Raw genomic sequence first — 25,868 nt, forward strand, 5'->3', positions numbered from 1 at the left:
TGGTAACCAAATTTCGAGATGCTTCGCTTTGTTCAGCATGACAGGCTGCTGGGACACTTAAAAATTTCTGCTTCCCTTGACCATAGACCGTAGGGGCACGGCAGCGCCGTGCCATCCCCGTGGTCGCCGTAGCCCCCAGGGGCACGGCAGCGCCGTGCCATCCCCGTGGTCGCCGTAGCCCCCAGGGGCACGGCAGCGCCGTGCCCCTACACAGCGTTCCTTTTGCGCTACTGCGGTAATTGGTATTACCACGGCGCCCGGGGCGCTACGCGCAGGCTGTATTCCGGGTGGTAACTGACCAGGCCGGGGGGACCGTCGGGGCGCTTGCGTACCTTTGCGCGACGGCAGATGTCAATCTCGACGGCGGCTTCGCTGCGCCCTTGGCTGAAGTAGGCTGCGAGGCCCGCCGCTGCCACAAGGGTTGCCTCTGGTGGTTCGCGCCCATCGCAACGAATGATGACGTGTGCCCCCGTCAAGCCGCGCGCATGCAGCCAGAGGTCGTCGGGCCGCCCAATGCGGAAGGTGACCTCTTCGTTTTGCCGCGCACTGCGTCCAACGACGATGAGCCAGCCGTCAGGTGAGGTCAATTGGAGCGGTTTGGCGCGGTTGGGGCGCCGTTTGCGCTGGGCGGTGAGTGGGTCGGGGTGTTCGTGCAGGTAGCCGAGTTCTTCGGCCTCTTGGGCTAAAAGCTCGATCTGGGCGTAGTCGTCGCTGATGGCGAGGAGGCCAAGGAGTTCAGCTAGGCCATCGAGGCGCGCTTCGTTTGCGGCGAGGCGTTCGGGCAGCCCCGCACGGGCGCTCTTTGCCTTCTCGTAGCGCCGAAAGCGCGCTTGGGCCTGCTCGACCGGCGAACTGTGGGCTTCAAGGGTGATCGTCTGCCCTTCAACGATCAGCGTGGTTTGCCCAGGGCTGAGGGTGTGCAAAAAGGCGAAGATCATCTCGCCCTCCCAGCGCAGTTGCTCCAAGGCATCCGCCTTGGCCAACTCAGCACGCAATTGCTCCTGCTGGCGTACCAGCCGCTCGCGCCCCACATTCAACTGCTGGCTGAGGGCCGTGCGGCGCTGCGTATGGTCGGTGTGTTGTTCAAACGCAGCATAGTAGGCTTCCAAGGCAGCACTGATACTCGCCACAGGCGTAGCGGGGGCCAAGTGGTTCAGCAGGTAGGGCGCATAGGCCGTTGGTGTGGCCGGGGGGCCAACCAAACTGGGCGCTGCGGGTGCGCTAAAGACTTCACGCAGCCGCGCAGCAATGGTATAGTAGGGTAACTCCTCGGCCCCTTGGGTTGAGGTAGCGCCAAGGGCGCGAAAGAGAACCTCGCGTGCCACCTGGGGCGAAACACCCCGGTAGTTTGCCACCAGTGCCCGCGCGAGATCAGGTGGCCCCGCTGCAACAAGCGCCGCAATGCCCGCCGCCGTCGCCTGGGTGGGGTCGCGCTTGGCGGGGGGCGGCGGCAGCTCATAGGCATGGCGCGGCAGCACCACGCGGCGGCTCATGCGCGGCGTAACGCGCTTGATGCTCTCAAGAATCAGATTATCATCGCTCACAAGCATAATATTGCTGCGCCGATCTTGCGGCTCAATAATCAACTCAGAACGCAGCAAGGTAGCATCAGCCACAGGCTCAACCTCAGGCTCATGTTCAAGCTCAAGCGTATCTGGATCGCTCGTTGGTGCAACATGATCGTCCGCAGCAGACGAATCAATGTTGCGTATATTGGAGGCTTTGACTATACTGATCAGGAGAAGCCGCTCAAACGCGGGCTGCTCAATGGCCACAATCCGTCCACCCAAGACATACTTCCGCAGCAAGAGCAGCAGCGGAGTAGCGTGCGCCACACCGCGCGTCAGGCGTCCCCGCACCAGATGAACGCGGGCGACCTGTGGGTGGGCCGAAGCCAGTAGTTGCCAGCGCTGCCGCTGGGCATAGATCTCAAGGCCAATACTGAGCGGCCCAGTTAGAACAACACGCTGAATACGTCCGCCAAGGATGGTCGCCCGCAACTCATCGCTCACGGCGGCCAAGGTAAGAGCATCAAAGTACATGGTCAATAATTTCTACGAGCAACGCCTATGACGAGGCCGCCCCACAATCCATTGCTTGACGGCAAGGCAGCCCCACCGCTGCTGGTTGTCCTTTCGGGCCCATCGGGAGTGGGGAAGGATTCGGTACTCAATCGCATGCGCGATCTCAACTTTCCTTTCCACTTTGTCGTGACTGCCACAAACCGTACCATTCGCCCAGGCGAAATTGACGGCTTCGACTACCATTTTGTTACGACTGAGCGCTTCGAGACTATGATCGAAAGCCATGAACTGCTCGAATGGGCGCTCGTGTACGGTCAGTATAAAGGTATTCCCAAATTTGAGGTACGTCAAGCCATGGCCACTGGGCGCGACGTGATGTTACGCATCAACGTAGACGGTGCGGCAACGGTGCGCCAGATCGCGCCCGAAGCGGTCTTTATCTTCCTTGCCCCCTCTTCCACTGATGAACTACGTCAGCGTCTCAGCGTGCGCCGCACCGAAAACACCAATGAAATCGAGGCACGCCTCGCCGTCGCTGCCACTGAACTCAAGCAGGTCGAACACTTCGATTATGTCGTCATCAACCGCGAAGGCCACCTCGACGAGGCGGTCAACCAAATTCGCGCTATTATTGCCGCTGAAAAGCAACGTGTCTTTCCGCGTATGGTCAGTTTGTAACGATCTACGCCCCCGCTGGGGGCGTGGTGGAGGCGAAGCCTCCACCAAGAAAACGTTTTCTGTTGCGTTTTGGCGGCTTCGCCGCCAAAACGCAACAGAAAACGGGCTTTGGGGCTTGCCCTACGCATGTAACCACCCTCAGAAGGGGGTGTGGGGGAACATGGTTCCCCCACCAAACTCACACCGCTAGACAGAAATAGTATCATGGAAACGATAAGCGAACGGCTAACGTCTGATCTCAAAGCAGCCATGCGCGCAGGCGCAAAGGATCGCGTTGAGGTGATCCGGAATGCGCGGGCGGCGCTGCAGAATGCCCAGTTGGAGGCGGCCAAGCAACAGTATGATGCGGCGGCCCGTGCGGTTGAAGCGCAGTATGCTGATGACCCCGCCGGGCGCGATGCGGCCTTGGCTGCCATTAGCGCCGCTGCCCATGCGCCCTTGGCGGCTGAGGCCCAGGTGGCGGTCATTGCCAAAGAGTTGAAGCGGCGTCAAGATGCGGCTGAACTCTATCGCAAGGGTGGACGTGAAGACTTGGCCGCACAAGAGGAAGCTGAGGCAGCGGTGTTGCAACACTACATGCCCCAGATGTTGTCGCCCGAAGAGCTACGCCCCGAAGTCGCAGCGATCATTGCTGAACTCGGACTCACTGGCCCCGCCGCCATGGGCAAGCTCATGCCGGTCTTACTTGAGCGTTTGAAAGGGCGCGCCGATGGGCGTACCCTCAGTCAGGTGGCACGTGAATTGCTCACAAGTGGGTAGCGTTGCGTGCATCCCTGAGTATGTGTCTTTTTAGCACAGATGCCTGCCTCACCGTGACGCCTCGGTGCTAAAAAAACAGACAACCTCGCTATGAATACAACCCGACGACGTTGGCTGTCTGGGATGCCCCATTTTCGCCCGATCCATCCGGTTGAGATTCTTTCGCAACGGTTGCGGCTCACCCTCTTCCTTGAGTGGCTGCTGCTCATGGTGGGGATTTGGGCCGCCTTGACCCTGAGCCTGCCGGGGCAGTATGGTCACCTCGAAGTGGGCATGCCTAGTCCGATTAGTATCTGGGCACCCGTTGAGGTGGCCTATACGAGTGAGGTGCTTACGGCTGAACGCCAAGCCCAGGCCGAGAATAGCTCCGATAATTTAGTCTATGTCTATGATCCGCAGTTGCCCATGCAGCAGCGCCAGTATCTCGTCATTCTGCTCGATACGATCAGTAGTGTGCGTGATGACCCGTCGCTCTCGCGGGCCGGGCGGCTGGCGGTGCTGGCCGCACTGCCCAATGCCTCACTGCAACTGAGTGAGGCCCAGGCGGATCTTATTCTGACCCTCGATGATGCGAGTTGGGAACAACTGCGCTCCCAAACGGTGGGGCTCTACGACCGTGCGATTGAACGCTACGACTATGCCCTTGATGAGCGGGCTCTCGTTCAGTTGCGCGAACGCTGGTTGACCTACTGGCTGGCGACGACGAGCCTTTCGCCCAATCAGCGCGAGTTGGCGAAGTTTTTTACCGATGCCTTCCTGCGCGTCAACCGGGCTCTCGATGAAGAGGCGACCGCGCAACGCCGCCAAGAGGCGCGCAATAACGTTGCCCCTCAGTCGGCACGTGTCCTGGCTGGTGAGCGTATCGTTAGCGCGGGCGAAATTATTACCCCTGTGATTATCGAGAAGCTTCAGCGTACCGGGGCGATGCCCAGTGCAATGGGTTGGACCGATATTGCTGGCCGGGGCATGTTGGCTGGGTTGCTGGCGCTGGGCTTTGTGGCCTATATGCTCATCTTTGAACCGCAGGTGGCGCTGCGCCCTCGCTCGTTCATCGTGATGATTATCATCATTGATGCCACCCTGCTGATTGCCCGCGTCACCCTGCCCCAGGTGGATGTCTGGTCACACTTCTTCCCCTTGGCTACGGTGGCGATCATCTTTGCGGTGGTCTTCAATGGCCGCCTGAGCATGAGCGCCATGGCGCTGATCTGTGTAGCCATTGGCGTGATGGTGAATATGTCACTGGCCGTCGCGGTGATTCTCTTTGCCACATGTGTGGTGGCAATTCTGATTGCCCGTAACGCCGATCGGATTTTCACCTTTGCCCTCGCTGGCATGGGGGTGGCGGTGGTGGCCGCACTGGCTCAACTCGCCTTCTGGTTTATGGATGCGCCTTCGGTGACCATGACCGATCTGCGGGCGATTATGCTGCCGCTACTCTTCTACGCCGGGCTCAATGGGGCGCTTTCGATGATCCTTTCGCTAGGCGTCTTCAACCTAGTTAGCCGTGCTGCAGGCCAAGTTACGCCTCTGCAACTCATGGAGTTGGCCCACCCCTCACGCCCGCTGCTGCGCAAGCTGATCCGCGAGGCACCAGGCACCTACTACCATAGTGTCGCCGTGGGCAATTTGGCCGAGGCTGCCGCCGAGGCGGTTGGGGGCGATGCGCTGCTGTTGCGCGTGGCGGCCTACTACCACGATATTGGCAAGACGGTGCGCCCCTATTTCTTCACCGATAACCAGACTGGACGCGAGAATGTTCACAACGACCTCGATCCGGTCACGAGCGCCCAGATCATTATTGACCATGTGCGCGAGGGGGTGAAGATGGCGCGTGCCGCCGGGCTTCCGCCCCAAATTGTTGATTTTATTGCCACCCACCACGGTACCGGCCTGATCCGCCACTTCTACCAGCAGGCGCTCCAGTTGGAAGATAGTGTGCGCGAAGCGGATTTCCGCTACCCTGGGCCGCGTCCGCAGACCCGTGAGCAGGCTATTCTCATGCTGGCCGACTCGGTCGAAGCGACGGTGCGCTCCAAGGCGCAGCATGGCAAACTTGCGCCAGCCCGCAGCGCCCACGGCGCGGTCAATGGCCTGCCCCCTGGCGTGATGAGCCTCGATGACCTTGTGCAGTCAATTATCGAAACGCGGGTGCGTGAGGGCGAATTGGATCAAGCCCCGCTTACGATGCACGAACTCTCGTTGATCAAGCAGGCGTTTGTGGTCAGTTTGCAGTCCATTTACCACCCACGCGTGGACTATGCACCCTCGTTGGTGACGCGCTAGGCGGGTGCTGAAGATGAAGCTGTTGCGTCCACTGGCTCGCATCTGGCTCGGTTGCTTGGCCATGGCGATCGTGGCACTGGCGTTGCTCTTTGCCGTGCGCGCCTTGGCCCCCTTTGTGCCTTGGAATCGCCCGCCCAGCCTTGTGGCTAGTGATCCCGCGCCGCATACTGCGGCCCTGCCCCCCCGCTCGTCGCTCAGCCTCAGCTTCGATGCGCCGATGAACCGGGCCAGTGTTGAGGCCGCCCTGCGGATCGATCCGCCCACCCCCGGCCAGATCGTCTGGTCGGATGATGGCACGACGCTCACGTTTCGCCCTGATCCGGCGCTGCTGCCCGCGAGTGCCTATAGCCTCCGCCTTGAGGCGACTGCGACCAACCGTTGGTGGCAACCCCTGGCGGCACCAATGACGCTCTCTTTCACCACTGCCGCCCAGCCCACTGTCGTCGCGGCCCTGCCCGCTGGCCCCGCAACCCCCGTAGACAGCCCGCTGGCCCTGGTCTTTAGTCAACCCATGGTTGAGCCAAGCGCCCTTGGCCAAGCGGTCAGCCTGCCTGAGTTGCGCGCCTATCCGCCCCTTGAGCTTGAGGGGCAATGGCTCGATCAGCAGACGCTGCTGCTTACGACTACGACGCCCCTTGCGCCGGTGACGCGCTATACCCTCGACCTCGCGGCGCAACTGCGTGATCTGCGGGGGGTGGAGTTGGCGGCGAGCCTGCGTTGGAGCTTTAGTACCGCGTGGCCGCCCCTGCTCGCCGTTACGCCAGCCGACCAAGCCCGTTGGGTTAGCCCGCAGCAACCGTTGCAACTCCGCTTTGCTGCGCCGGTTGATCTCGCGCTACTACGTGAAACGCTCCAGATTACGCCAACCAAGTCGGGAGTCTTTAGCGCCGCGCTGGACGGTGACGAGCAGGTGGTGAGCTTTCAGCCCCATGCTGGTTGGGAGTATGGCGTAACCTACCGCGTCGCGTTGGTTGCGCCGCCCGATGATGAACGCAAGCCGCCGCCGCTCGAACCCTGGCATTTTACGGTTGAACCCGAACCACGCCTGGTGGCCTTCTTCCCCGGTCAAGGCCAACAACTTGCGCCCGACGAACCGATCCGCCTCATCTTTAGCACCCCGATGGAGGAGGCGAGCCTGCGGAGTGGCTTGCGCTTTGAGCCGCCGGTGCCCAGGTTTGACCTAAGCCTCAACGAGACGGAAGTGCGAATTGAGGCTAACCTCCAGCCCTCGACGCTCTATACCATCACGTTGGCTGCGGAGGTGCGCGACCGCGCCGGTGAGCCGTTGGGGGCTGAGGCCCAGATGCAACTGCGGACCGCCCCGGCGCGCCCTGCGCTCACTGTGCCTGCGGCCTTCGCTGGGCTGCTGCGCCTGGCCCCCAATGCCCCGGCTCAGCTTACGCTCGAAGTGACCAACCTCTCGGCGCTGGATCTGAGCCTCTACCCGCTGGATGAGGCGACATTGCTCCGCATCCTGGCGCTGCGCCCCGAGGCGTGGCCCAGCTTCAACCCTGAACGCTACGGCCAAAGCCTGGCCCGCCAGTGGCGTACCATTCCGGGAACGCCGCTCAATAGCACGACCCAACTCGATCTTGCGCTCAGTGCGAGTGCAGAGGCAACCCTGCCTGCGGGTGCTTACTACCTGCGGGTGACGAGTCCCGAAGGCCCGCGCAGCGACCTTGTGCTGCTCGTTACTGATCTGCGCCTCGCTTTGCAACACAATGCGAACCACGCGCTGCTGTGGGCCACCGATGGCGCTGGGCAACCGCAGGCCAATCTGCCCGTTGCGCTCTACCAAGCCGGGACGCTGCTCGGCAGTGGCCAGACCGACGCCAATGGGCTGTGGGGCTTACCCTTGAGCGGCGCAGCCCCCGCATCCGACCTGCTGGCGCTCGCGGAAGGCCCGGCGCTTGCCCATAGCGCCTGGCTTGTCGCCACGCCGCCCGTTGCGCCGCCGCGTACCTTGGCGCTCCTGCTGGCCGATCAGCTCCACTATGCTCCCGGCGAGCGCGTGCAAATCCATGGCCTGGTGCGTCAGCGCAACCCCGATGGCAACCTTGCGCTACCCGCTGCCAGCAGCAGTTGCCGCCTGCAACTCCGCACCCTCAGTGATACCCTGCTGGGCCCCTCGGCGACCTGCCGCATCAATCCCAACAATGGCACCCTGAGTGGCAGCCTCAGCCTTGCCGCCCGCCTCGATCCTGCACGCTACCAGATTTTTGCCCAGATTGACGATGCAACCTTCAGCATCCCGCTCAAGCTCGTTGAACCCAACACGACTCCCTTCAAGCTTGAGGTGCGTACCAGCACCGCTACAAGCCTCGATCTGCTGATCACCCAAGAGCATGTGCCCATTGCTGATCTGCCCCTTTCATGGCACATTCAGGTGCAAAAGATGCCCCCTCCCGTGCTTCCCCCCGCGTTTGAGCGCGATCAGGCAGCACCTGCGCCTGTGCTAAACATTGAGGGTAGCGGCCTGAGCGACGAAGCTGGCAGCCTACGCATTGAGCTACCAGCGAGCAGCGACGGGGCGGCCCGCCGCTACCACTTGGTTGTGAACACCCCCGCAGGCCCAATCAGCACCGAGGGGCTGCTGAGTGCAGGAGCACCCCACGTCGCCATTGGCCCAACGAGTCGCATCGTGGCCAGCGACGAACGCCACAGTCTGCAACTGCTCGTGCGCGACGGGCTAGGCCAAGCTTTGCCCAACCGCCTGATCAATCTTGAAGTCTACCGTGTAGGTAGCAGCGGCCCGGCCCTGGTCAACCGGCGCACCCGCAGCGACAGCAACGGGCAAGCGCAGGTCGAAATGGTGCAACTCAGCCCCGGCGCATACGAACTGGTCGCCAGTGCCGACGGCCCCGCCACCCGTGTGGGCCTCTGGGTCTATGAAGCGGGTTTTAACGCCTGGCCCTCCAGTGGTGCCGGTAGTCTCACCATTGTGAGCGACCGCGATCACTATGCGCCCGGCGACGAAGCGCTGCTGCTGCTTGCCAGCCCGCTGCAGAGCGGCACGCTGTTGTTGACGATTAGCAGCAACGGGACACCGAGTAGCCAAGTGCGCTCCTTTGCCCCAGGGCAACCGATCCGCATCCCGATCAGCGCCGCAATGGCCCCCGGGCTGGCGATCAACGCCATGCTACACAGCGGCGACCAGATGTATAGTGGGGCCACGACGCTGCATGTACACCCCGAAGCGCCCCCGCCAACCCTGAGCATCACGAGTGCCGAGCGCGACCTGCTGCCCGGCGCAACCACGAGCATCACCCTGAGCAGTAGCAGTGCGGCGCAACCGCGCTCGACGACAACCCTGCTGGCACTTGCGCCCAGCAGCGCCCCGCCCGACAGCTTGATGGCCTATGTACAACCAAGCCCCCCCGCGCCCGCGTGGGTCGCGGCATTGCCCCCTGCGGGCGGCAGCAGCGCCCCCAGCCCCACGGCGGCACCAGTCATACCCCAGCCCCACGGCGCACACCGCAGCCTCAGCCAGAGCAGCGGCGCACCCGGCTTGCGGATCGGCAAGCTGCAACTGCCGAACACTGCGGAGACATGGCGGCTCAGTGCCTACAGCCTGACACCCCAATTTGCCAGTGCTGCAACCCACCTCAGCACCAGTCAAGCATTGAGCTACCAACTCGATCTCCCCGCCTACCTCGCACCCAACGACCACGCCACTCTCAGATTGACGCTTGAGAACACTAGCGCTACCACCCGCGAAGTCGCCGTCATGCTCAACGCCACTGGGCTACATCTGCAACCCACAGCAGGCAATTCCACCACGCTCACCCTCGCGCCGAGCAGCGTGCAGCAACTCACATGGGAAGCCAACGTGCGCCCACGCGCCAGCGTAGGCCAACTGCGCCTCAGCCTCACAGGTGCCGACCTGAGCGAACAACAGAGCTATAGTATCCCGATTAGCAGCCCAAGTACCGCCGGGAGTGCCAGCACCACCACGAGTGGCAGCGGAGCGCTCAGCCTCAGCCTGCCGCCAAGTAGTGACCCCAGCACCCCCTTGCGGATCGCCCTGGCACCGGGAGTAGAGGCGGCCCTCGCCGACCAAGCCGAGCGACTGGCGGCCCACAGCGCAGCCTCGGTCGAAGCAGATGCTGCGCTCGCCATCATTGCGACCCGGCTTGCCAACAGCAGCAGCGGTGACACACAGGCCACCTGGGAAGCGGTAGCACAGCGGAGCCTCAGCGCCCTCGACGCCGCGCAAGGCAGCGATGGCGGCTGGGGCTGGTGGCCCCACAGCCCCTCAGAGCCCTTCGTCACCGCCTTTGTGCTTGAAGCCCAAATAACAGCCCGTGCCATCCTCAACGATCCACGTCCGGCCAGTTTGCGCGCCATCGCCTACGTAGGCCGCGTCGCCGCCAGCAGCGACCTAGAGACCCAAGCGTACATTGCCTACGTCCGCAGCCTCGCGGGCCACGGCGATCCTGGGGCGGCGGCACTGGACACAAGCGAACTCGAAGCCGACGGGTTGGCCTTCCTTGCTATGAGCCTGCCTGGCAACCAAGGGCTGGCGCTGCGTGAGCAACTGCTCGCTACGGCCACCCCGGTGGATGGCGGGCTACAATGGCAGAGCACCACAGCGAGCCTGATGCCGCGCACCAGTACCAGCCTCAGTGCTGCTGCCATGCAAGCGCTACGCAACCATGCCCCAGCAGCGTCGCACCTGCCCGCTATCGAAGCCAGTCTACGCAACGCCTGGGGGCCAGACGGCTGGCCCAGCGCCTACGAAGCGGCCCGCGTAGCCTTAGCCTTGCCACTGCGTAGCCCCAGTGCAAACAGCGGCCCCACAAGGCTCCAGCTTGGCAGCACCACGCTGCTTGACAGCGCAACACCAATCACCAGCACCCAACACTTCCTGCTCCCCGCTGCCGAAGTAGCCAAAACAGCCCAACTCCAGAGCAACGCGCGTGGCAGTGCCACCTACATGCTCAGTGCCAGCTACCCAAGCATGCCAACCCCAGCGCCGGGCCAATTCGCGTTGACCCAAAGCCTGATTGATCCCAACAGCGGCAGCCCCCTCAACCCCACAAACATCCGCCTAGGCCAAACCATCGGCCTACGCACCACCATCATCGTTGCCCACCCCACCCCACGGGCCAGCCTAACCCTCAACCTACCTGCTGGGCTCAGCCCCCTGCCTACCAGTGTGGCCGCACCATTTCACATGCTCACATCCAGCCAAGTGGGTCAACTCAAGCTTGGTCTCGCCCCTCTGCCCCCTGGCATCTACAGCCACACCATCATCGCACGGGCCAACGCCACGGGCCACTTCAACGCGCCCCCAAGTCTGCTCAACATTCCCTACAGCCAATTACCCGCCAGCGCCAGCCCGACGGGATTGCAAATCGTGATTAGTGAGTAAGGTTACGGCAAAGTTAGTTCCGGTGGAGGGGGTGGGGGCGGCTTCGCCGCCCCCGCAAACCTTTTTGTGTTGCTGTTTGGCGGCTTCGCCGCCAAACAGCAACACAAAAACGGGTTTGGGACGAAGCCCCAACAACTTTGACATAGCCCTCGTTAGCAAGAAAAAGCATTGACGCAACCCCATGGCCGTGCTACAATCAATTGACCTTTAACGCAGTCCTGCGAGGCTGTGAAGGAGCAGCATGTCAATTCGTTTCATCTCAGCGTTACGCTGCCAGCAGCGTCCGCGCCCCCAAACTCTGGGGGCTGCCGGGCGCTTTTTGTCTTTTCTCTACCTAGTGGAACGCCCATGAGTGAGCGCAAACAGATTCTCACCGCCGATGATATTCGGCGTGCGTTGGTACGTATTGCCCACGAAATTGACGAGCGCAATGGCGGTCTGCAAGATGTCATTCTGATTGGGATTCGTCAGCGCGGAGCGCCGTTGGCCGAACGGATTGCGGCGGCAATTGCTGACTTTGAGGGCGTGCGTGTGCCGGTTGGTCAACTGGATATTACGCTCTACCGCGATGATCTGCGGCTGCGTGGCCCCGCACCAATGGTGCGTAAAACCTTGATCCAACACGATGTCACCGATAAGGTGGTCGTTCTGGTTGATGATGTCCTCTATACGGGGCGTACCGTGCGGGCTGCCCTTGATGCTATCGCTGACTTGGGGCGTCCGGCACGGATTCAACTTGCGGTCTTGGTCGATCGCGGCCATCGTGAGTTGCCCATTCGTGCCGATTTTGTTGGCAAGAATGTCCCAACGGCACGCAGCGAACGGGTTGAAGTCCATCTACGTGAGAGCGATGATGTTGATCAGGTCGTGATCTCACGTTCAGTATAGGTAGGATTGTGCCGCAACGGGGTTCCTCCCAAGGAGCAAGGGTTATGATTAGTGCGACGGCTCAACGGCGTCATGCCATTGACCTCGATGACTTCACGGCTGAAGAGATTGAGGAGATTCTTGAGACCACCGGCAGTATGAAGGAGGTTCTCTCGCGTGAGATTAAGCAGGTGCCCACACTACGCGGGCGTACTGTGGTGAATATGTTTTATGAGGAGAGTACCCGGACGCGGATTAGTTTTGAACTGGCCGCACGGGCACTCTCGGCCAATATTGTCAATTTTACTGCGCGGGGCAGTAGTGTTGAAAAGGGCGAATCGCTGATTGATACGGTGCGTACGCTGCAAGCATTGGGGGCCGAAATTGTGGTGATCCGCCATAGCCAGTCGGGCGCCCCCTACCTTGTGGCGCGCCACTTCAATGGCGCAGTGATCAATGCGGGCGACGGGCGGCACGCCCATCCCACCCAAGCGCTGCTCGATCTCTTTACCATTCATGAGCGCCTGGGGCAGATCCGCGATCTGAAAGTGGTGATTGTGGGTGACATCCTGCATAGCCGGGTGGCACGCTCGAATCTCTGGGGGCTCACCCGCATGGGTGCGCAGGTGACGCTCTGTGCGCCGCCAACGTTGCTTGGCCCGGCCACCTACTGGACTACGACGTGGCCTGAGGTGACGATTAGCTATCGGGTAGATGAAGCACTGCAAGGGGCCGATGTGGTGATGGCGTTGCGCATTCAGAAGGAACGTATGCAGGCGGGGCTGCTACCCTCACTACGCGAGTATAGTCGCGCCTATGCCCTCACCCCTGAGCGCCTTGCAGGCTTGAGCGAAAAGACCCTGATTATGCACCCTGGCCCGATGAACGAAGGGGTCGAAATTTGGCCCGAAGTTGTCACCGCACCAAACGCCGTGATCGAAGAACAGGTCACCAATGGTGTTGCGGTGCGGATGGCTTTGTTGTACCGTTTAGCTGGCTAGTATGAGGAGCAAAGGAACAGAAGAGCAAAGGAACAGGTGAACAGAGAACAGAGGAACAGTCTGTTCACCTGTTCTCTGTTCACCTGTTCTTTGTTCACCTGTTCTCTGTTCACCTGTTCTCTGTTCACCTGTTCTCTGTTCACCTGTTCTCTGTTCACCTGTTCTCTGTTCACCTGTTCTCTGTTCACCTGTTCTTTGTTCACCTGTTCTCTGTTCTTCCATAGGAAACCTATGCGCTATCTCATCCGTAATGGCAGCATTATTGACCCGGCTCAGCGGGTAGCAACGGTTGGAGATGTCTTGATCTCCGATGGCCTAGTTGAGCAATTGGTGGATCTGACCGATCTCCATGCCATGCCTGAGCCAGTGGGTGATGATGTTGAGATCATTAATGCGCGGGGCTGTGTGATTGCCCCCGGTTTTACCGACCTCCATGTCCACTTGCGTGAGCCCGGCGATGAACATAAGGAGACGCTGGCGAGTGGTACGCTGGCGGCGGCAGTAGGGGGCTTTACCACTATCTGTGCCATGCCCTCAACCCGCCCGATTACCGATACTGCGGCAGTGGTAAGCCATGTGCAGGGCATTGCGGCGCGTGATGCCCATGTGAATGTGGAGATCATTGGGGCGCTTACCAAGGGGCGTGAGGGTACGGCGCTGGCTGAGTTGATTGAGTTGGCCGAGGCTGGCTGTATCGCCTTTAGTGATGGGGGCCGCCCAATTGCCGATACGGCACTTATGGCTAATGCCTTAACCTATGCGGCAGTCTTGGGCTTGCCAGTCATGACCTGCTGCGAGGATCGCCGGCTCACTGCTGGTTGGGCCATGCACGAGGGGGTGGTGAGTACCCGCTTGGGCCTAGCCGGTTTTCCGGTTGCCGCCGAAGAAGCGCTGATTGCCCGCGATATTGCCCTGGCAGAAGCTGCTGGCGCCCACCTCCACATCTGCCAGGTGAGTACCGCCGGAGGCGTGGCCCTCATCAGGGCCGCCAAGGCCCGTGGTGTCCATGTCACCGCTGAGGTGACGCCCCACCATTTGACTCTGACTGACCGTTGGGTGATGGGCAACTTGGTGCCTCACGATACGACCGCAATTACCAAACCGCAACGACGGGGGCGGCGCAAGGCCCATCCTGAGTTGGGGATCAATTCGTGGCTTGATCCTAGTTTGCTGCCACCCTACGATCCAAGTACGCGAGTCAGCCCGCCTCTGCGGAGCGAAGAGGATATTGATGCACTCATTGAAGGGTTGCGCGATGGAACGATTGATGCCATCGCCACTGGCCACGCGCCCCATGCGCTCGTAGACAAGGAGTGCGAATACGCTCTCGCTGCACCTGGGATTAGTGGCCTTGAAACCGCCCTGGCGCTGGTCTTAACCCTCGTGCATCGCGGTGAAATGGATCTGGTCAATATGATCGCCAAGCTCACCGAAGGGCCAGCGCAGGTATTGGGCCGTTCGCCCTCCACGCTGCACCCTGGCACCAGTGCCGATCTGGTCATCTTCAACCCCGATGAACTCTGGACCGTAGACACCGGCCAGTTTATCTCGAAGGGCCACAACAACCCCCTGCACGGCCAGCGGCTCAAAGGCCAGGTGATGCTCACCATGGTGGCGGGCAAGATTGTCTACCGGCGCGAAGACTTTGGGCAAGGCATTACCCAAAGCCACCCGACCGCTTCGCGTTTGGAGGGAATTCTGCCCAGTGATAGCTGAGGGGTATAGGTGTGTTTACCACAGTGGCACAGAGTTGTGATTATCTCTAAATCATCTCTGTGTTCTCTGTGCCTCTGTGGTGCATTACTCTGTACCTCTATCTACCTGCTGCAAAAATGCTCGAAACTCACTCAGATCGTGTTGCAGCGCCGTGTAGCAACCCCGTAGACCGACCGTGAGTTCCTGCAAGCGGGTTGGGCGCAGGTTGAAGGTGTAGATGTTGCGAACAACGTGGCGAAAACCACGGTATTCATCAAGGCAGAAGCGGCTCGTGCGGCTAATGGCCGCAGGACGTAGCCCTACCACAGGCGCAGACATTTGCAAGATTAGGCTACGATGCCAGTCTGATCCACTGGGGGCGCTCGTGTCGATGGTGCGGGCGATCTCCTCGAAGATGCGCTCAATACCCGCATAGAAGCCATGCAGATTGAGCGCCACACCATCCAGAAAGCCATCGTCGCCACTCTGCTCGTATTTGGCCCAGAGGCTTTCGGCACGAGTAACGACCCGTTCGAGGTCGGCTAGTTCCTCTTCAATCCGCGCTGCCACAACCACATAGTGGCTCACAACTCTACTCCCTCGGCTGCAATCCTGCGCTGCAAACGCTCACTCAACTCTTCGCCACGCAAGAGATCGATAGCAATTGAAGTGTCAAGATCGAGGAGTTGCGCGACCACCCGGTAGTGTAGGTGTTCCGGCAAGCCCCATGCCACGAGATCTACATCTGAGTGGGGAAAGCAGCTCTCGTTACGGGCGAGGGAGCCAAAGAGAACCACTCGTTCCACCCCATAGGTTGCTTTGAGCAGGGTTGTGGCCGCCTTGGCGACCGCCCAGGCCCGTTCGCGGTACGCAACCAATGCCTGCTCGCGCTCTTTTGCGTGGCGACGGGCAGTGGCGCGGTAGTGCGCTAACGCTTCTGGGGCAATAGTTGGCATAGGAAGAACATGTGTAGCTAGGGTGTGCGAGGGAACCTGGTTCCCTCGCGTTCCCCCTCCGTAAAACACTCCTTAGAAGCCAAAATCACTCACATCGGTGAAGTACCAGACATTATCAATCTTGATCAGATCGATCAAGCGATCGTCATCTTCTTCACCAAAGAATTCACTGATTGACGACTCTTGGTTGATCATCTGAGCAAACTCACCCATCTGCTCCGCATCAGCACCAGCGAGCCGAGTGGAAATGGTGCCTTCAAGCACCTCGACTTTAGCGCGGTCGGCGCTCTCTTCAACCAAGCGGGTTTCGGTGACGGTGAAGCGAACTTCGAGGCGAATATCAAGGTCCTCTTCGCCAATCATGGAACCAAAGTCGGCAGCAGCATACTCGGCGAGGGCTTGCTGCAGATCACTCCGCACCTGTGCCTGCTCCGAGGGTTCGACATAGTTGGCAAGACGGTCGGACAGCTCGGTGCGCCGCGCTTCGTCGCTCAGATTGGGGTCATTGAACGCCTCAGAGAGGGTGGCAAAAAAGCCCTTCACCCGATCTTCGGGGCCTTCACTTGCTGCTGGGGCTTGACCGGCGGGCGGTGCGGTTTCGGTGGTTGCACCACCACAAGCACTGAGCAGGAGCGCCACGAGCAGGGCCATTACGAGCATGGAGAGCGGTCGTCGCTGATTCTTTCGCATGAACTCGGTTTCCTTTCGGCTAAACGTGCATCTGAGAGGCTGTCTGAGAAGTCTATGAACTGGCGTTGGAGTGCCGACTTTAGCCGGCTAAAGCCGGCACTCCAACACATCCCCACTAGCTTTTCAGACAGCTTCTGAGATTGGGGAAGCTACGGAAGATCTCCCCGATCTGTACGGGGAACAATACCCTAATCCAAGGGTTTTGTAAACCTTCCCCGCGCCTGTTCCACAACATAGGCGGCACGTAGGAGCAAAGCTTCGTGCCATGGTGCGGCAATCAGGTGTGCTGCAAGAGGCATGCCATCACTACCGAGATCAACGGGAAGCGTAAGTGCAGGCCAGCCCAAACAGTTGATCGGGATGGCCAAGCCGTTGTTGGCGGGTACCCCCAGCGCAGGGACTGGGCCAGGGTGGATGGGGCCAATCAGGATGTCCACCTGTGCAAATATCGTTGCGGCGTCGCGGCGCAAAGCGGCACGGGCCTGTTGGGCGCGGATGAAGGCTCCAGGGCCGTAGGCGCATGCTGCGAGTAGACGTTGGCGCATAAAGGGGCCATAGTCGTGCAGGCGCGTCTGCATCCAGGGCTGATGGAAGGCTGCTGCCTCTAGGCCCGCGATGGCAGCACCAATCACGCGCAGGCTGTCGAGTTGGGGCATGGGCAGTTCCAGCACCTCGGCCCCGGCGCTGGCTAGGGCCGCAGCGGCTTGGCGTGCCGCCCCCAGTTGTGCTGCATCAGCCATAGGTTTGCCAGAGCCATCGTCGTTCAGCAGGCCAACCCGCAGCCCCCGTACACCCCCCGCGAGCTCGCCGGGCATAAAGGGCGGCACAGCACGCAGCGTGCGCCCATCACGCTGATCCGGGCCAGCCAACAGCGCAAGCATCAGCGCCGCATCGGCCACACTCCGCACCAACGCCCCGCCGTGATCCAGCGACCACGCGAGCGGCACCGCCCCGGCAAGGCTCGTGCGGCCCCAGGTAGCCTTGAGGCCCACAATCCCGCAGAAGGCAGCAGGAATGCGGATCGAGCAACCGGTATCGGTGCCCAACGCGGTGTAGGCTATGCCAGTGGCCACGGCTGCCGCCGAACCGCTACTAGAACCACCCGCGTCGCGCGTCTGATCATAGGGGTTTGCGACCGGGCCATAGTGAGGGTTGTTTGAACCAGGCGAATAGGCAAACTCTGATAAGCGGGTCTTGCCAATGATCACCGCACCCGCCTCGCGCAAGCGGGCCACCAGGGTTGCATCGTCATGCGCAATGTTATCGGCGCACATCGGCGAACCCGCCGTCGTCGGCAGGCCCGTCATGTCAAAGAGATCCTTGACCGCAACGGGCACCCCGTGCAGCGGCCCACGCTGCTGGCCCGCCGCCAACTCAGCAGTAGCCCGCCGAGCGTCAGCGAGCGCCTGTTCAGCGAGTACCAACTGGAAGGCATTGAGTTGAGGGTCTAAGTTGGCAAGGCGCTGCAATGCAGCCTCAGTCAACTCAATGGGACTCAACGCCCCTGCGTGCAATTGGGCCGCCACACCAAGCAACGTATCCGCCGGCGGATCGCTTGGCCAGACTGTTGCTGTTGTTTCGGGCGGGGCAACGGGCAGACTTGCCGCATCGAGGTAATCGGGCGGCATTGCATGGGGCATGGTGGCGGTAATGCGCTCAAAATCGGCCAAACGACTGAGGAAGCCAAGGGCTTCAATCCCAGCAACATCCTCATCACTGATCGTAATGCCCAAAGGGCGCAGATTGGCGCACAGGCGGTCGGCGAGGCTCATGGGGGCTCCTACTTGCGAAGATGCGTGAGGCGAAGAGGCAAAGGCTTCGCGTCCTCGCGTCCTCGCGTCCTCACGTCCTCGCCAACTGTAACGTTGCTACAAACCATCCCTATATTGGCGGCAAGCCTACAACTCCACCTTGCCCAACTCAGCCTCAAGGCGTTGCACCACCGTGCGTAGCACCTTAATGCGGGCGAAGTGCTTATGTTCCGCCTCGACAACCGTCCAAGGGGCAGCAGGCGTCGAGCAGCGCAGCAGCATCTCGTCTACCGCCTCTTCGTATTGGGGCCACTTCTCACGATTACGCCAATCCTCATCCGTCAGCTTCCAGGCTTTGAAGGGAACATTCTTACGCTGCTGAAAGCGTCGCAATTGCTCATCAGGGCTGAAATGCAGCCAAAATTTACAGATGATCGTCCCAAAATCTACAAGTTGCCGTTCAAACTCATTGATCTCGCTATAGGCCCGTTGCCACTCAGCGGGTTGGGCAAAGCCCTCAATGCGCTCAACCAGCACCCGCCCGTACCACGAGCGATCAAAGATGGCAAATTGCCCGCGGGGCGGCAAGCGCCGCCAGAAGCGGTAGAGGTAGTGGCGCAGCTTATCTTCGCCCGCAGGGGCTGCAATCGTATGCACCGTATAGCTACGCGGATCAATCTCAGCGGTCAGACGCTGGATCGCACCGCCCTTGCCAGCAGCATCCCAACCCTCAAAGACTAAAACAGCCGGGCGGCGCTGATGGTAGAGCGCGAGGCCCAACAGGTACAACTGGGCTTGCAGTTGACGCCGTTGTTGCGTATACTCATTGGCATCGAGGCGCATACTCAGATCAACCCGGCGCAAAATATGGGCCACCTCAGCCCGTACAGGCCTATGCACCGGCTCCTTGATCGCCGCAGGCGAGGGGGCCGCTGGAGTAAAGGCAGCCATTTGATCAAGAAACCGGCGTCGGAAGGCCGCGCCGGCCACATCCAAACCCGTACTGGCATACTTCGGATCAACCGTATCGGCCTGAAAGTCAACCTGCTCCTCTAGGGCCGCAAGCACCGTACTGATCACCGCCACCCGCGCATGGTACTTATTGGTCGCAGGAATCACATGCCACGGCGCTCGCTGTGTCCCCGTGCGGGCGATCAGATCCTCCAGGGCTGCCGCATACTCGCTATAATTGCGCTGCTGCTGGCGATCCTCATCCGTAACCTGATGGGCCGTCAATTTATTCTTGAGCAACGCCTTAAAACGCTTGCGTTGCTCTTTGCGGCTGATATGCAGCCAAAATTTAATAATAATCGCTCCATCATCGGCCAATTGGCGTTCAAAGGTGACCGCATCTTCACAACGTTGCCGCCAGAGCTGAATATCGGCACTACGCATCCGCTCCGCCAGCATCTCACGGTACCATGAGCGATCAAAGATTGCCATTTGCCCATAGCTCGGCAATTTGAGCCAAAAGCGGTAGAGCCAAGGATACTGCAACTCATAGGTACGCGGTGGCGTGATCGAATGAACACGGATACCACGCGGATCGAGGCGGCGCACCATCACCCCAATGGTACGCGCCTTCGCCGTCCCGGCCCAACCCTCAAACAGAATCAACACGGGCCGACGGGCTTCAATCAACGCTTGCTCCATATGAAAGAGCCGCGTCTGAAGCTCGCTAATCTGCTCGGTATAGGCGCGCTTCGTGAGCCTAAGGTCGAGATCAATCTGTTCTAGCATAGGCTCTATTGTAGCATATGGGCTGTTGAGACTGTTGTCTATTCCTTTGCTGCTGTTTGGCGGCTTCGCGGCCAAACAGCAACACAGAAGAGGTGCGGGGGCGGCTTCGTCGCCCCGCACCTCCACCGGGGGTAACGTTGACGTAGCGCTCCCCTAGCTGTTTCATCAGAGACAAAACCGTGTATTATATGTATGGACAAGGATAGCTATACTAAAGGAGAACCCTGTGGAACGAGAACAACAGAAAGTGGCCGTTGGCACTGTGCTGGCGCTACGCTACACCTTTGGAGCCTTCTTTCTCTATGGTGCCTATCACAAGATTACGCAGGGCTGGCTCTCTAGCCCGGTTATGCGTGAACACTTTGTGCAACGCCTCTCCGAGATCGATCCTGAGAGCTTCTCGGCGGCATACCTGCGCCACTTTGCCATCCCCTACTACCGCCCGGTCGCGTGGGTACTTACGATAGGCCAAGTGATTGTCGCTGTCAGCATGCTACTTGGCATCGCTGTGCGCCCCAGTGCCCTGATTGCGCTCTTCCTGCTCAGTAATATCACTGCGGGCTCGTTTACCAACGCAACCATGCCACCCTTCTTTGTGGTTTCGTTCCTGCTCTTGGCTACGCCCTCCGGCCACTGGCTTGGCCTCGATAAGCATCTGCACGAGCGCTATCCTGAGTTGGTCTGGTTTAAGTAGGTAGTAATACCATTTACGATTGTAGATTGCAGATTGTAGATTGTAGATTGCCGAACATGGCGTTCCAATGGGCGTTTGCGTTCTTAGTAATGCGGCATGTTCAAGGGTCATTGGTATAACACGTTTACCGTTTGTGAGGAGGCGAGGAGGCGAGGATGCGTGAGGCGTGAGGCGGAGCCCTCGCCGCTTCGTCTCACGCATCCTCGCAAGTCTACAATCTACAATCGTAAAAGATGGTTTCAGAGTACTTTACAGTCTTGAAGCATCCAAGGCATTCTGAAGACTCAGCCCTATTTCCTATTTCCTGTTTTCTGTATCCTTCCCTAAAATGGTACAAGATCGGACATCCCATGCCACCTCTTCCCTCTTTGGCCAATCAGCGCGACGAGTTGCTGGCCCTTGCGCGTACCTTGGTGGAGTGCGAAAGCCCAAGCCGCGATAAGGTGCGCTGTGATGCACTCGCTGATCTGCTCGGTAGCCTGCTTGCGCCCTTGGGTAAGCTCGAGCGCTTTGCCAACCCTCTGGGTGGTGATCACCTCTGCCTGCGACTACCCGCCCCCCACGCACCCACCGACGCCCGCCCGGCCCTGTTGCTCTGCCACTATGATACTGTCTGGCCCGCTGGCATACTCACAACACGCCCGCTCCGCATTGAGGGCGATACCGTCTTTGGGCCTGGAATCTACGATATGAAGGCCAGCATCGCCATGGCCATCCTCGCCTTACGGGCCGTGCATAACCTGGAGCTCCAACTGCCCCGCCCGATTCACCTGCTGATCACCTCGGACGAAGAGATTGGTAGCCTCACTTCACGCGATCTGATTGAGGCAGAAGCGCGCCAAGCCGCCCATGTTTTGGTGCTTGAGCCACCGATTGAGGAGGGACATCTGCTCAAGACCGCCCGCAAAGGCGTTGGCATCTATACCCTCAGCATCAGCGGACGAGCCGCCCATGCCGGGGTCGAGCCAGAGAAGGGGATCAATGCGCTGATCGAGTTGGCCCATCAGATGCTGGCCATCAGTAGCCTAGCCGATCCAAGCCAAGGCACCAGTGTGAGTGTCAGCTATGGCACCGGGGGCAGTAATAGCTTCAATATTATCCCGGACAGTGCCAACTGTGTCGTGGATGTGCGGGTCTGGAGCGCAAGCGAAGCGGCCCGGCTCGAAGCGGCCTTTGCCAACGTGCAACCAGTCTTACCTGGAGCCACCCTGAGCGTTGGTGGTGGTTTCAACCGCCCGCCCATGGAAGCCATCCCCGCTTCACGCGAACTCTGCGCCCGCGCCCAAGCCCTTGGATCCGAATTGGGCCTCAGCCTCGGCGCAGGTGCCACCGGCGGAGCAAGTGATGGCAACTTCACCGCCGCCATGGGCATTGCCACCCTCGATGGCCTCGGTGCGCCCGGCCTCGGTGCCCACGCCCTCCACGAGCAGATTGATCTGCCAGCAACTATGGTGCGTGCAGATCTGCTCTTGGCGCTGATCAGCCGGATTTGATGGTACACCAAAGCCGCTAGCCCTTACCCATTGACTGCTCGCGCAACCCGTTGGGGTAAGACTTGGCGCACCGTCTGGATCAGTTCATCCATAAAGAAGGGCTTCATGACATAGGCACTGATCCCGGCATTACGCGCATGACGGCGCACATCGGGCGAGTCATAAGCGGTAATGAGTACCATTGGAGCCTGTTCACCTTGCTCGCGGAGCAACTCAACCAGCTTCAAGCCGGTCATACCGCGCAGATTGTAGTCGGTAAGCAACAGATCGAATGGCTGCTGCTGCCACAACTCCAACCCCTCCTCAGCACTGAGTGCTGCTACAAACTCATAGTCAATGCCAAGCTCTGGTAGCGCCAATTCAATGATGCGCCCAATGTGATTGTCATCCTCAACGAGAAGGATGCGTAGTTGTTGAAGTTCTGCTGTCATAGCACACCTCGGTTACCATTCTTATCAAACCAAGGGACGGAAAGTCATAGTACCATAGTACCGCACCTTAATGCAAGTAAAAAGATTGTAAAGGAAAGCTGCGCATGAAGTTTTGTGGGGCTGCGCCCCATGTCCTCGTGTTTCTTCCATTTTGGCGGCTTTGCCGCCAAAATGGAAGAAACACGATTCTTCGGGGAGCGCCCCCAAAGCCCCAACTGCATAGGAGGGGCAGCCCCTACATCAATTCTTTGACAGGTTAGAAAGCCGAATCTATAATGATTCATGCTACGATTATGCGATTCTGCTCTGAATAGGGTGGGTATAGTATGCGCCATGGTGGCCTGAAACTCCGTCCTTGGGTGGCGGCACTCTTCGGTTTGTACCTTTTTCTTTATCCGTTTTCGTTGGCACTTGTGGCGCTTGATCGTGTACCTGTTTGGGGCACATGGATGGGAGGGGCTCTGCTCATTCTGCAGGGGAGTATGCTGGGGCTCTGGCTCACGATCAATTTTGGGCGCTGGGGTGCGATTGCCTCGCTGTGGGTACTCTTCCTCTCATGGTTGATCGAGCACGTTGGGGCTACGACTGGCTTCCCCTTTGGTGCCTATAGCTATACTGATGTGCTACAACCACAAATTTTTGGAGTGGTACCACTGGCGATTCCCTTTGCTTGGTTGTTGATTGTGCCAGCGGCTATGGCCGTTGGTGAACGGTTTCTCTATCGCAAAGGCGTCCCCCCCGATGATGAGCGTGAGGTGCGCTTCTCGCGGGTGCTGATGGCCGCTGCTTTTGCACTACTGCTCGATATAACTATCGAACCCTTTGCAGTCAATGTCAACCAGTATTGGGTCTGGAGCGATGCGGGCGCAGGCGGTTACTATGGTATTCCCTTCTCCAACTTTGTGGCCTGGTTTGTGACCAGTTTGGTACTCAGTTGGGTTCTCTTGTTCTATCGGGCCAAAGCGGCGCAAGCCAATCCGAGCGCTCGCCACGCCAACTACTGGCCATGGTTGCCGGTGACCCTCTATATCACCAACCTGACGATGTTTGTGGTGGTCAACCTCGTCCGCGATCAGGAGTACGCGGCCTATATTGGCGGATTGCTGATGTTAGCCTTGGGGGGCCATTGGGCTATTCCGCGCATTGCCCGGCGTCTGCGCGGGGTCATGGAAAAGTCGGGGATTTAATCCGCTCGCCGCCGCAAGGCGAGAAGCCTTGCCTAAGGAACCTACATCCGATGCGCCACCGTGCCCTGCCCTATGTGATCCTCTTTGTTGGTGTCCTGATCGCTTCAACCGCGTCAATCCTGATACGCTTTGCCCAAGATGCGGGGGTTCCTTCGTTAAGCATTGCGGCTGGACGGCTCGCTTTGGCAGCCTTGCTGCTCACACCACTCGCTTGGGTACGGGTTGGCCCTGAGTTGCGTGGGCTTAGTCGCCGTGATCTAGGGTTGGCCCTGCTGTCTGGTACCTGCCTCGCCTTCCATTTTGCGACATGGATCAGTTCGCTGGCCTTTACCTCGGTGGCTTCGAGTGTCGCGTTGGTTGCTACCAATCCGCTCTGGGTTGGTCTCGCTTCGCTGCTCATCTTCCGTGAACGCTTGGGGCCGCTTAACCTCTTTGGGATGGCCGTTACCCTGCTTGGTACGCTGCTGATTGGCATTTCGGATAGTGCCAGCAGTGTGCAGCCCAACCCGACCCTGGGGAATCTGTTGGCGCTTGTGGGTGCGGTGACGGTGAGTGGCTACCTGCTGATTGGGCGCAGTCTGCGCCGTCGGCTCAGTGTCCTCGCCTATATCTATGTGGTCTATAGCACTGCTGCGGTCATCCTTGTGGCTTGGGCACTCTTGGCGGGTCAACCACTCTTTGGTTTCTCACCCTACGTCTATGCGCTCATTCTTGCAATGGCCCTGGGCCCACAATTGCTGGGCCATACCGCCTTCAACTATGCTCTCTCGGCCATCTCTGCGACTTTTGTTGCAATTGCCATCCTGGGCGAACCCATCGGCTCGGCCATTCTGGCTTTCTTCCTCTTCGATGAAGGTTTTGCCCCACTACAACTCACCGGCTTTCTGCTGCTGCTGCTTGGGATTGTGGTCGCTTCGCGGGGCGAGGTGCGCCTAAAACGCCCAGCGTAACACCAAATTACCCTTGAATATACCGCGTCATCAAGAACGCTCAAGCCCATTGAGACGCCATGTTCGGCAATCTGCAATCTGCAATCTACAATCGTATTTAAGGAGTGATCATGACCAACCTCCATGGCATTATCAGCGCCATGCTTACGCCCTTCACCAGCGATGTTGGGCCAGTGGATTATGAGTGGTTGCCGGGTTATCTGCGCTTCCTCGAAGCGGGTGGCTTGCATGGGGTGTTGGCCCTGGGCACCACGGGCGAAGGGCCATCACTGAGTCTTACTGAACGCCAACGGGTGCTTGACACCATTCTGGCTCAACGTGGCAACTTGGCCGTCATCGCAGGCACTGGTTGTGCTGCGCTCACCGAGACGATTGCCTTGAGTAACTACGCCGTCGAACGGGGCGCTGATGCCATTCTGGTGATGCCCCCCTTCTACATCAAGGGGCCAAGCGAAGCGGGGATTATTGGCTACTACCAGGCTCTGTGTGACACCCTGCCACCCACCGCCCGCCTCATGCTCTACCACATCCCCCAAGTGACTGGCGTTGCCATTACGCCTACGATCATTGATGCGCTGCTGGCGAGCCATCCGCAGCAACTCTTTGGCATGAAAGATAGCAGTGGTAACTGGGAGCATGCCCAGATGTTGATTGAACGTTACCCTCAACTCAAGATTTTCACCGGCAGTGACCGCCTGATTGCCCAAGCCCTAGCCCATGGTGCTGCTGGGGCGATCACCGCCATGGCGAGTACCTTTCCCCAGATAGCTCGAGCGGTCTACGATGCTCACCACCACGGCGGCGATGTACTTGCCGCCCAAGCGCGCCTGAGTGCTCTGCGTGATCGTTTCGATCCACTCAACACGCCTGCGCAACTCAAAGCCGCCCTCGCATGGCACAGCACACTCCCCGAAACCCATGTGCGCTTACCTTTTGTCGCCCTAACCAACCAGGCCGCTGCTCAACTCAAACATGAGATTGAGGCATTGTAGTTTGTAAGTATGTGCTCCTGTTCCCCTATTCTCTGTTCCCCTGTTCTCTGTTCCCCTATTCTCTGTTCCCCTGTTCTCTGTTCCCCTGTTCTCTGTTCCCCTGTTCCCCTGTTCCCCTGTTCTCTGTTCCCCTGTTCTCTGTTCCCCTGTTCTCTGTTCCTCTGTTCCCCTGTTCCCCTGTTCTCTGTTCCCCTGTTCCCCTGTTCTCTGTTCCTCTGTTCCTCTGTTCCCCTGTTCTCTGTTCCCCTGTTCTCTGTTCCCCTGTTCTCTGTTCCTCTGTTCCCCTGTTCCCCTGTTCTC

The 25,868-nt window shown here is 59.6% G+C and carries 19 protein-coding genes and 1 pseudogene; 12 read left to right on the top strand and 8 right to left on the bottom strand.

What is annotated here, in order from left to right; genetic code table 11:
* Positions 1 to 245: 245 nt before the first annotated feature.
* The gene (locus CJ255_RS13850) at positions 246 to 2,042 is read right to left on the bottom strand and encodes an Rqc2 family fibronectin-binding protein (protein WP_097644696.1); all 1,797 of its coding nucleotides are present in this window, start codon (positions 2,040 to 2,042) and stop codon (positions 246 to 248) included.
* A 27-nt stretch (positions 2,043 to 2,069) separates the two neighbouring features.
* Between CJ255_RS13850 and CJ255_RS13855 the strand changes: the two genes are divergently transcribed.
* From CJ255_RS13855 to CJ255_RS13890, 7 genes are all read left to right on the top strand, one after another.
* Entirely contained in the window at positions 2,070 to 2,702 is a 633-nt protein-coding gene (locus CJ255_RS13855; protein WP_097644697.1) for a guanylate kinase, read from the top strand.
* Between the two features lie 204 nt (positions 2,703 to 2,906).
* Complete coding sequence (locus CJ255_RS13860) at positions 2,907 to 3,461, top strand: GatB/YqeY domain-containing protein (protein WP_097644698.1); 555 nt, start codon at positions 2,907 to 2,909, stop codon at positions 3,459 to 3,461.
* A 90-nt stretch (positions 3,462 to 3,551) separates the two neighbouring features.
* Entirely contained in the window at positions 3,552 to 5,747 is a 2,196-nt protein-coding gene (locus CJ255_RS13865) for an HD family phosphohydrolase (protein WP_097644699.1), read from the top strand.
* A gap of 13 nt (positions 5,748 to 5,760) precedes the next feature.
* The gene (locus tag CJ255_RS13870) at positions 5,761 to 11,121 is read left to right on the top strand and encodes an Ig-like domain-containing alpha-2-macroglobulin family protein (RefSeq protein WP_097644700.1); all 5,361 of its coding nucleotides are present in this window, start codon (positions 5,761 to 5,763) and stop codon (positions 11,119 to 11,121) included.
* Positions 11,122 to 11,469: 348 nt separating this feature from the next.
* The gene (gene pyrR, locus CJ255_RS13875; RefSeq protein WP_097644701.1) at positions 11,470 to 12,009 is read left to right on the top strand and encodes a bifunctional pyr operon transcriptional regulator/uracil phosphoribosyltransferase PyrR; all 540 of its coding nucleotides are present in this window, start codon (positions 11,470 to 11,472) and stop codon (positions 12,007 to 12,009) included.
* 44 nt (positions 12,010 to 12,053) lie between these two features.
* Entirely contained in the window at positions 12,054 to 12,989 is a 936-nt protein-coding gene (locus CJ255_RS13880; RefSeq protein ID WP_097644702.1) for an aspartate carbamoyltransferase catalytic subunit, read from the top strand.
* A gap of 231 nt (positions 12,990 to 13,220) precedes the next feature.
* Positions 13,221 to 14,705, top strand: a complete 1,485-nt coding sequence (locus CJ255_RS13890) for a dihydroorotase (RefSeq protein WP_097644704.1) — start codon at positions 13,221 to 13,223, stop codon at positions 14,703 to 14,705.
* An 84-nt stretch (positions 14,706 to 14,789) separates the two neighbouring features.
* Here CJ255_RS13890 and CJ255_RS13895 read toward each other — a convergent pair whose 3' ends face one another.
* The 5 genes from CJ255_RS13895 to CJ255_RS13915 form a co-directional block, all read right to left on the bottom strand.
* The gene (locus CJ255_RS13895; protein ID WP_097644705.1) at positions 14,790 to 15,272 is read right to left on the bottom strand and encodes a ribonuclease toxin HepT-like protein; all 483 of its coding nucleotides are present in this window, start codon (positions 15,270 to 15,272) and stop codon (positions 14,790 to 14,792) included.
* Positions 15,269 to 15,640, bottom strand: a complete 372-nt coding sequence (locus CJ255_RS13900; RefSeq protein WP_097644706.1) for a nucleotidyltransferase family protein — start codon at positions 15,638 to 15,640, stop codon at positions 15,269 to 15,271. The genes CJ255_RS13895 and CJ255_RS13900 overlap by 4 nt, the downstream gene beginning before the upstream one ends.
* 72 nt (positions 15,641 to 15,712) lie before the next feature.
* Complete coding sequence (locus CJ255_RS13905) at positions 15,713 to 16,330, bottom strand: hypothetical protein (protein WP_124681942.1); 618 nt, start codon at positions 16,328 to 16,330, stop codon at positions 15,713 to 15,715.
* A 188-nt stretch (positions 16,331 to 16,518) separates the two neighbouring features.
* Complete coding sequence (locus tag CJ255_RS13910; protein WP_097644708.1) at positions 16,519 to 18,102, bottom strand: amidase; 1,584 nt, start codon at positions 18,100 to 18,102, stop codon at positions 16,519 to 16,521.
* A 126-nt stretch (positions 18,103 to 18,228) separates the two neighbouring features.
* The gene (locus CJ255_RS13915; protein ID WP_097644709.1) at positions 18,229 to 19,821 is read right to left on the bottom strand and encodes a hypothetical protein; all 1,593 of its coding nucleotides are present in this window, start codon (positions 19,819 to 19,821) and stop codon (positions 18,229 to 18,231) included.
* A 226-nt stretch (positions 19,822 to 20,047) separates the two neighbouring features.
* Between CJ255_RS13915 and CJ255_RS13920 the strand changes: the two genes are divergently transcribed.
* On the top strand, positions 20,048 to 20,515 hold the full coding sequence (locus CJ255_RS13920; protein ID WP_097644710.1) for a DoxX family membrane protein: 468 nt from the start codon (positions 20,048 to 20,050) through the stop codon (positions 20,513 to 20,515).
* 350 nt (positions 20,516 to 20,865) lie between these two features.
* A complete protein-coding gene (locus CJ255_RS13925) occupies positions 20,866 to 22,008 on the top strand; it encodes a M20 family metallopeptidase (RefSeq protein ID WP_097644711.1) in 1,143 nt (380 codons plus the stop codon).
* 23 nt (positions 22,009 to 22,031) lie between these two features.
* Here CJ255_RS13925 and CJ255_RS13930 read toward each other — a convergent pair whose 3' ends face one another.
* On the bottom strand, positions 22,032 to 22,439 hold the full coding sequence (locus CJ255_RS13930; RefSeq protein ID WP_097644712.1) for a response regulator: 408 nt from the start codon (positions 22,437 to 22,439) through the stop codon (positions 22,032 to 22,034).
* 326 nt (positions 22,440 to 22,765) lie between these two features.
* On the opposite strand from CJ255_RS13930, the gene CJ255_RS13935 reads away from it, so the two are divergent.
* The 3 genes from CJ255_RS13935 (at position 22,766) to CJ255_RS13945 (ending at position 25,568) form a co-directional block, all read left to right on the top strand.
* On the top strand, positions 22,766 to 23,626 hold the full coding sequence (locus CJ255_RS13935; RefSeq protein WP_097644713.1) for a carotenoid biosynthesis protein: 861 nt from the start codon (positions 22,766 to 22,768) through the stop codon (positions 23,624 to 23,626).
* 50 nt (positions 23,627 to 23,676) lie between these two features.
* Positions 23,677 to 24,576 carry a DMT family transporter gene (locus CJ255_RS13940; protein ID WP_097644714.1) on the top strand — a complete coding sequence of 300 codons (900 nt, stop codon included), beginning with the start codon at positions 23,677 to 23,679 and terminating at the stop codon, positions 24,574 to 24,576.
* 110 nt (positions 24,577 to 24,686) lie between these two features.
* Complete coding sequence (locus CJ255_RS13945) at positions 24,687 to 25,568, top strand: dihydrodipicolinate synthase family protein (RefSeq protein WP_097644715.1); 882 nt, start codon at positions 24,687 to 24,689, stop codon at positions 25,566 to 25,568.
* Here CJ255_RS13945 and CJ255_RS24125 read toward each other — a convergent pair.
* A pseudogene (locus tag CJ255_RS24125) lies at positions 25,538 to 25,868 on the bottom strand (hypothetical protein); the annotation flags it as partial. The gene CJ255_RS13945 and the pseudogene CJ255_RS24125 overlap by 31 nt on opposite strands.

Origin of the sequence: Candidatus Viridilinea mediisalina (genome assembly GCF_002532535.1) — a bacterium.
In the GTDB taxonomy this organism is placed as follows: domain Bacteria; phylum Chloroflexota; class Chloroflexia; order Chloroflexales; family Chloroflexaceae; genus Viridilinea; species Viridilinea mediisalina.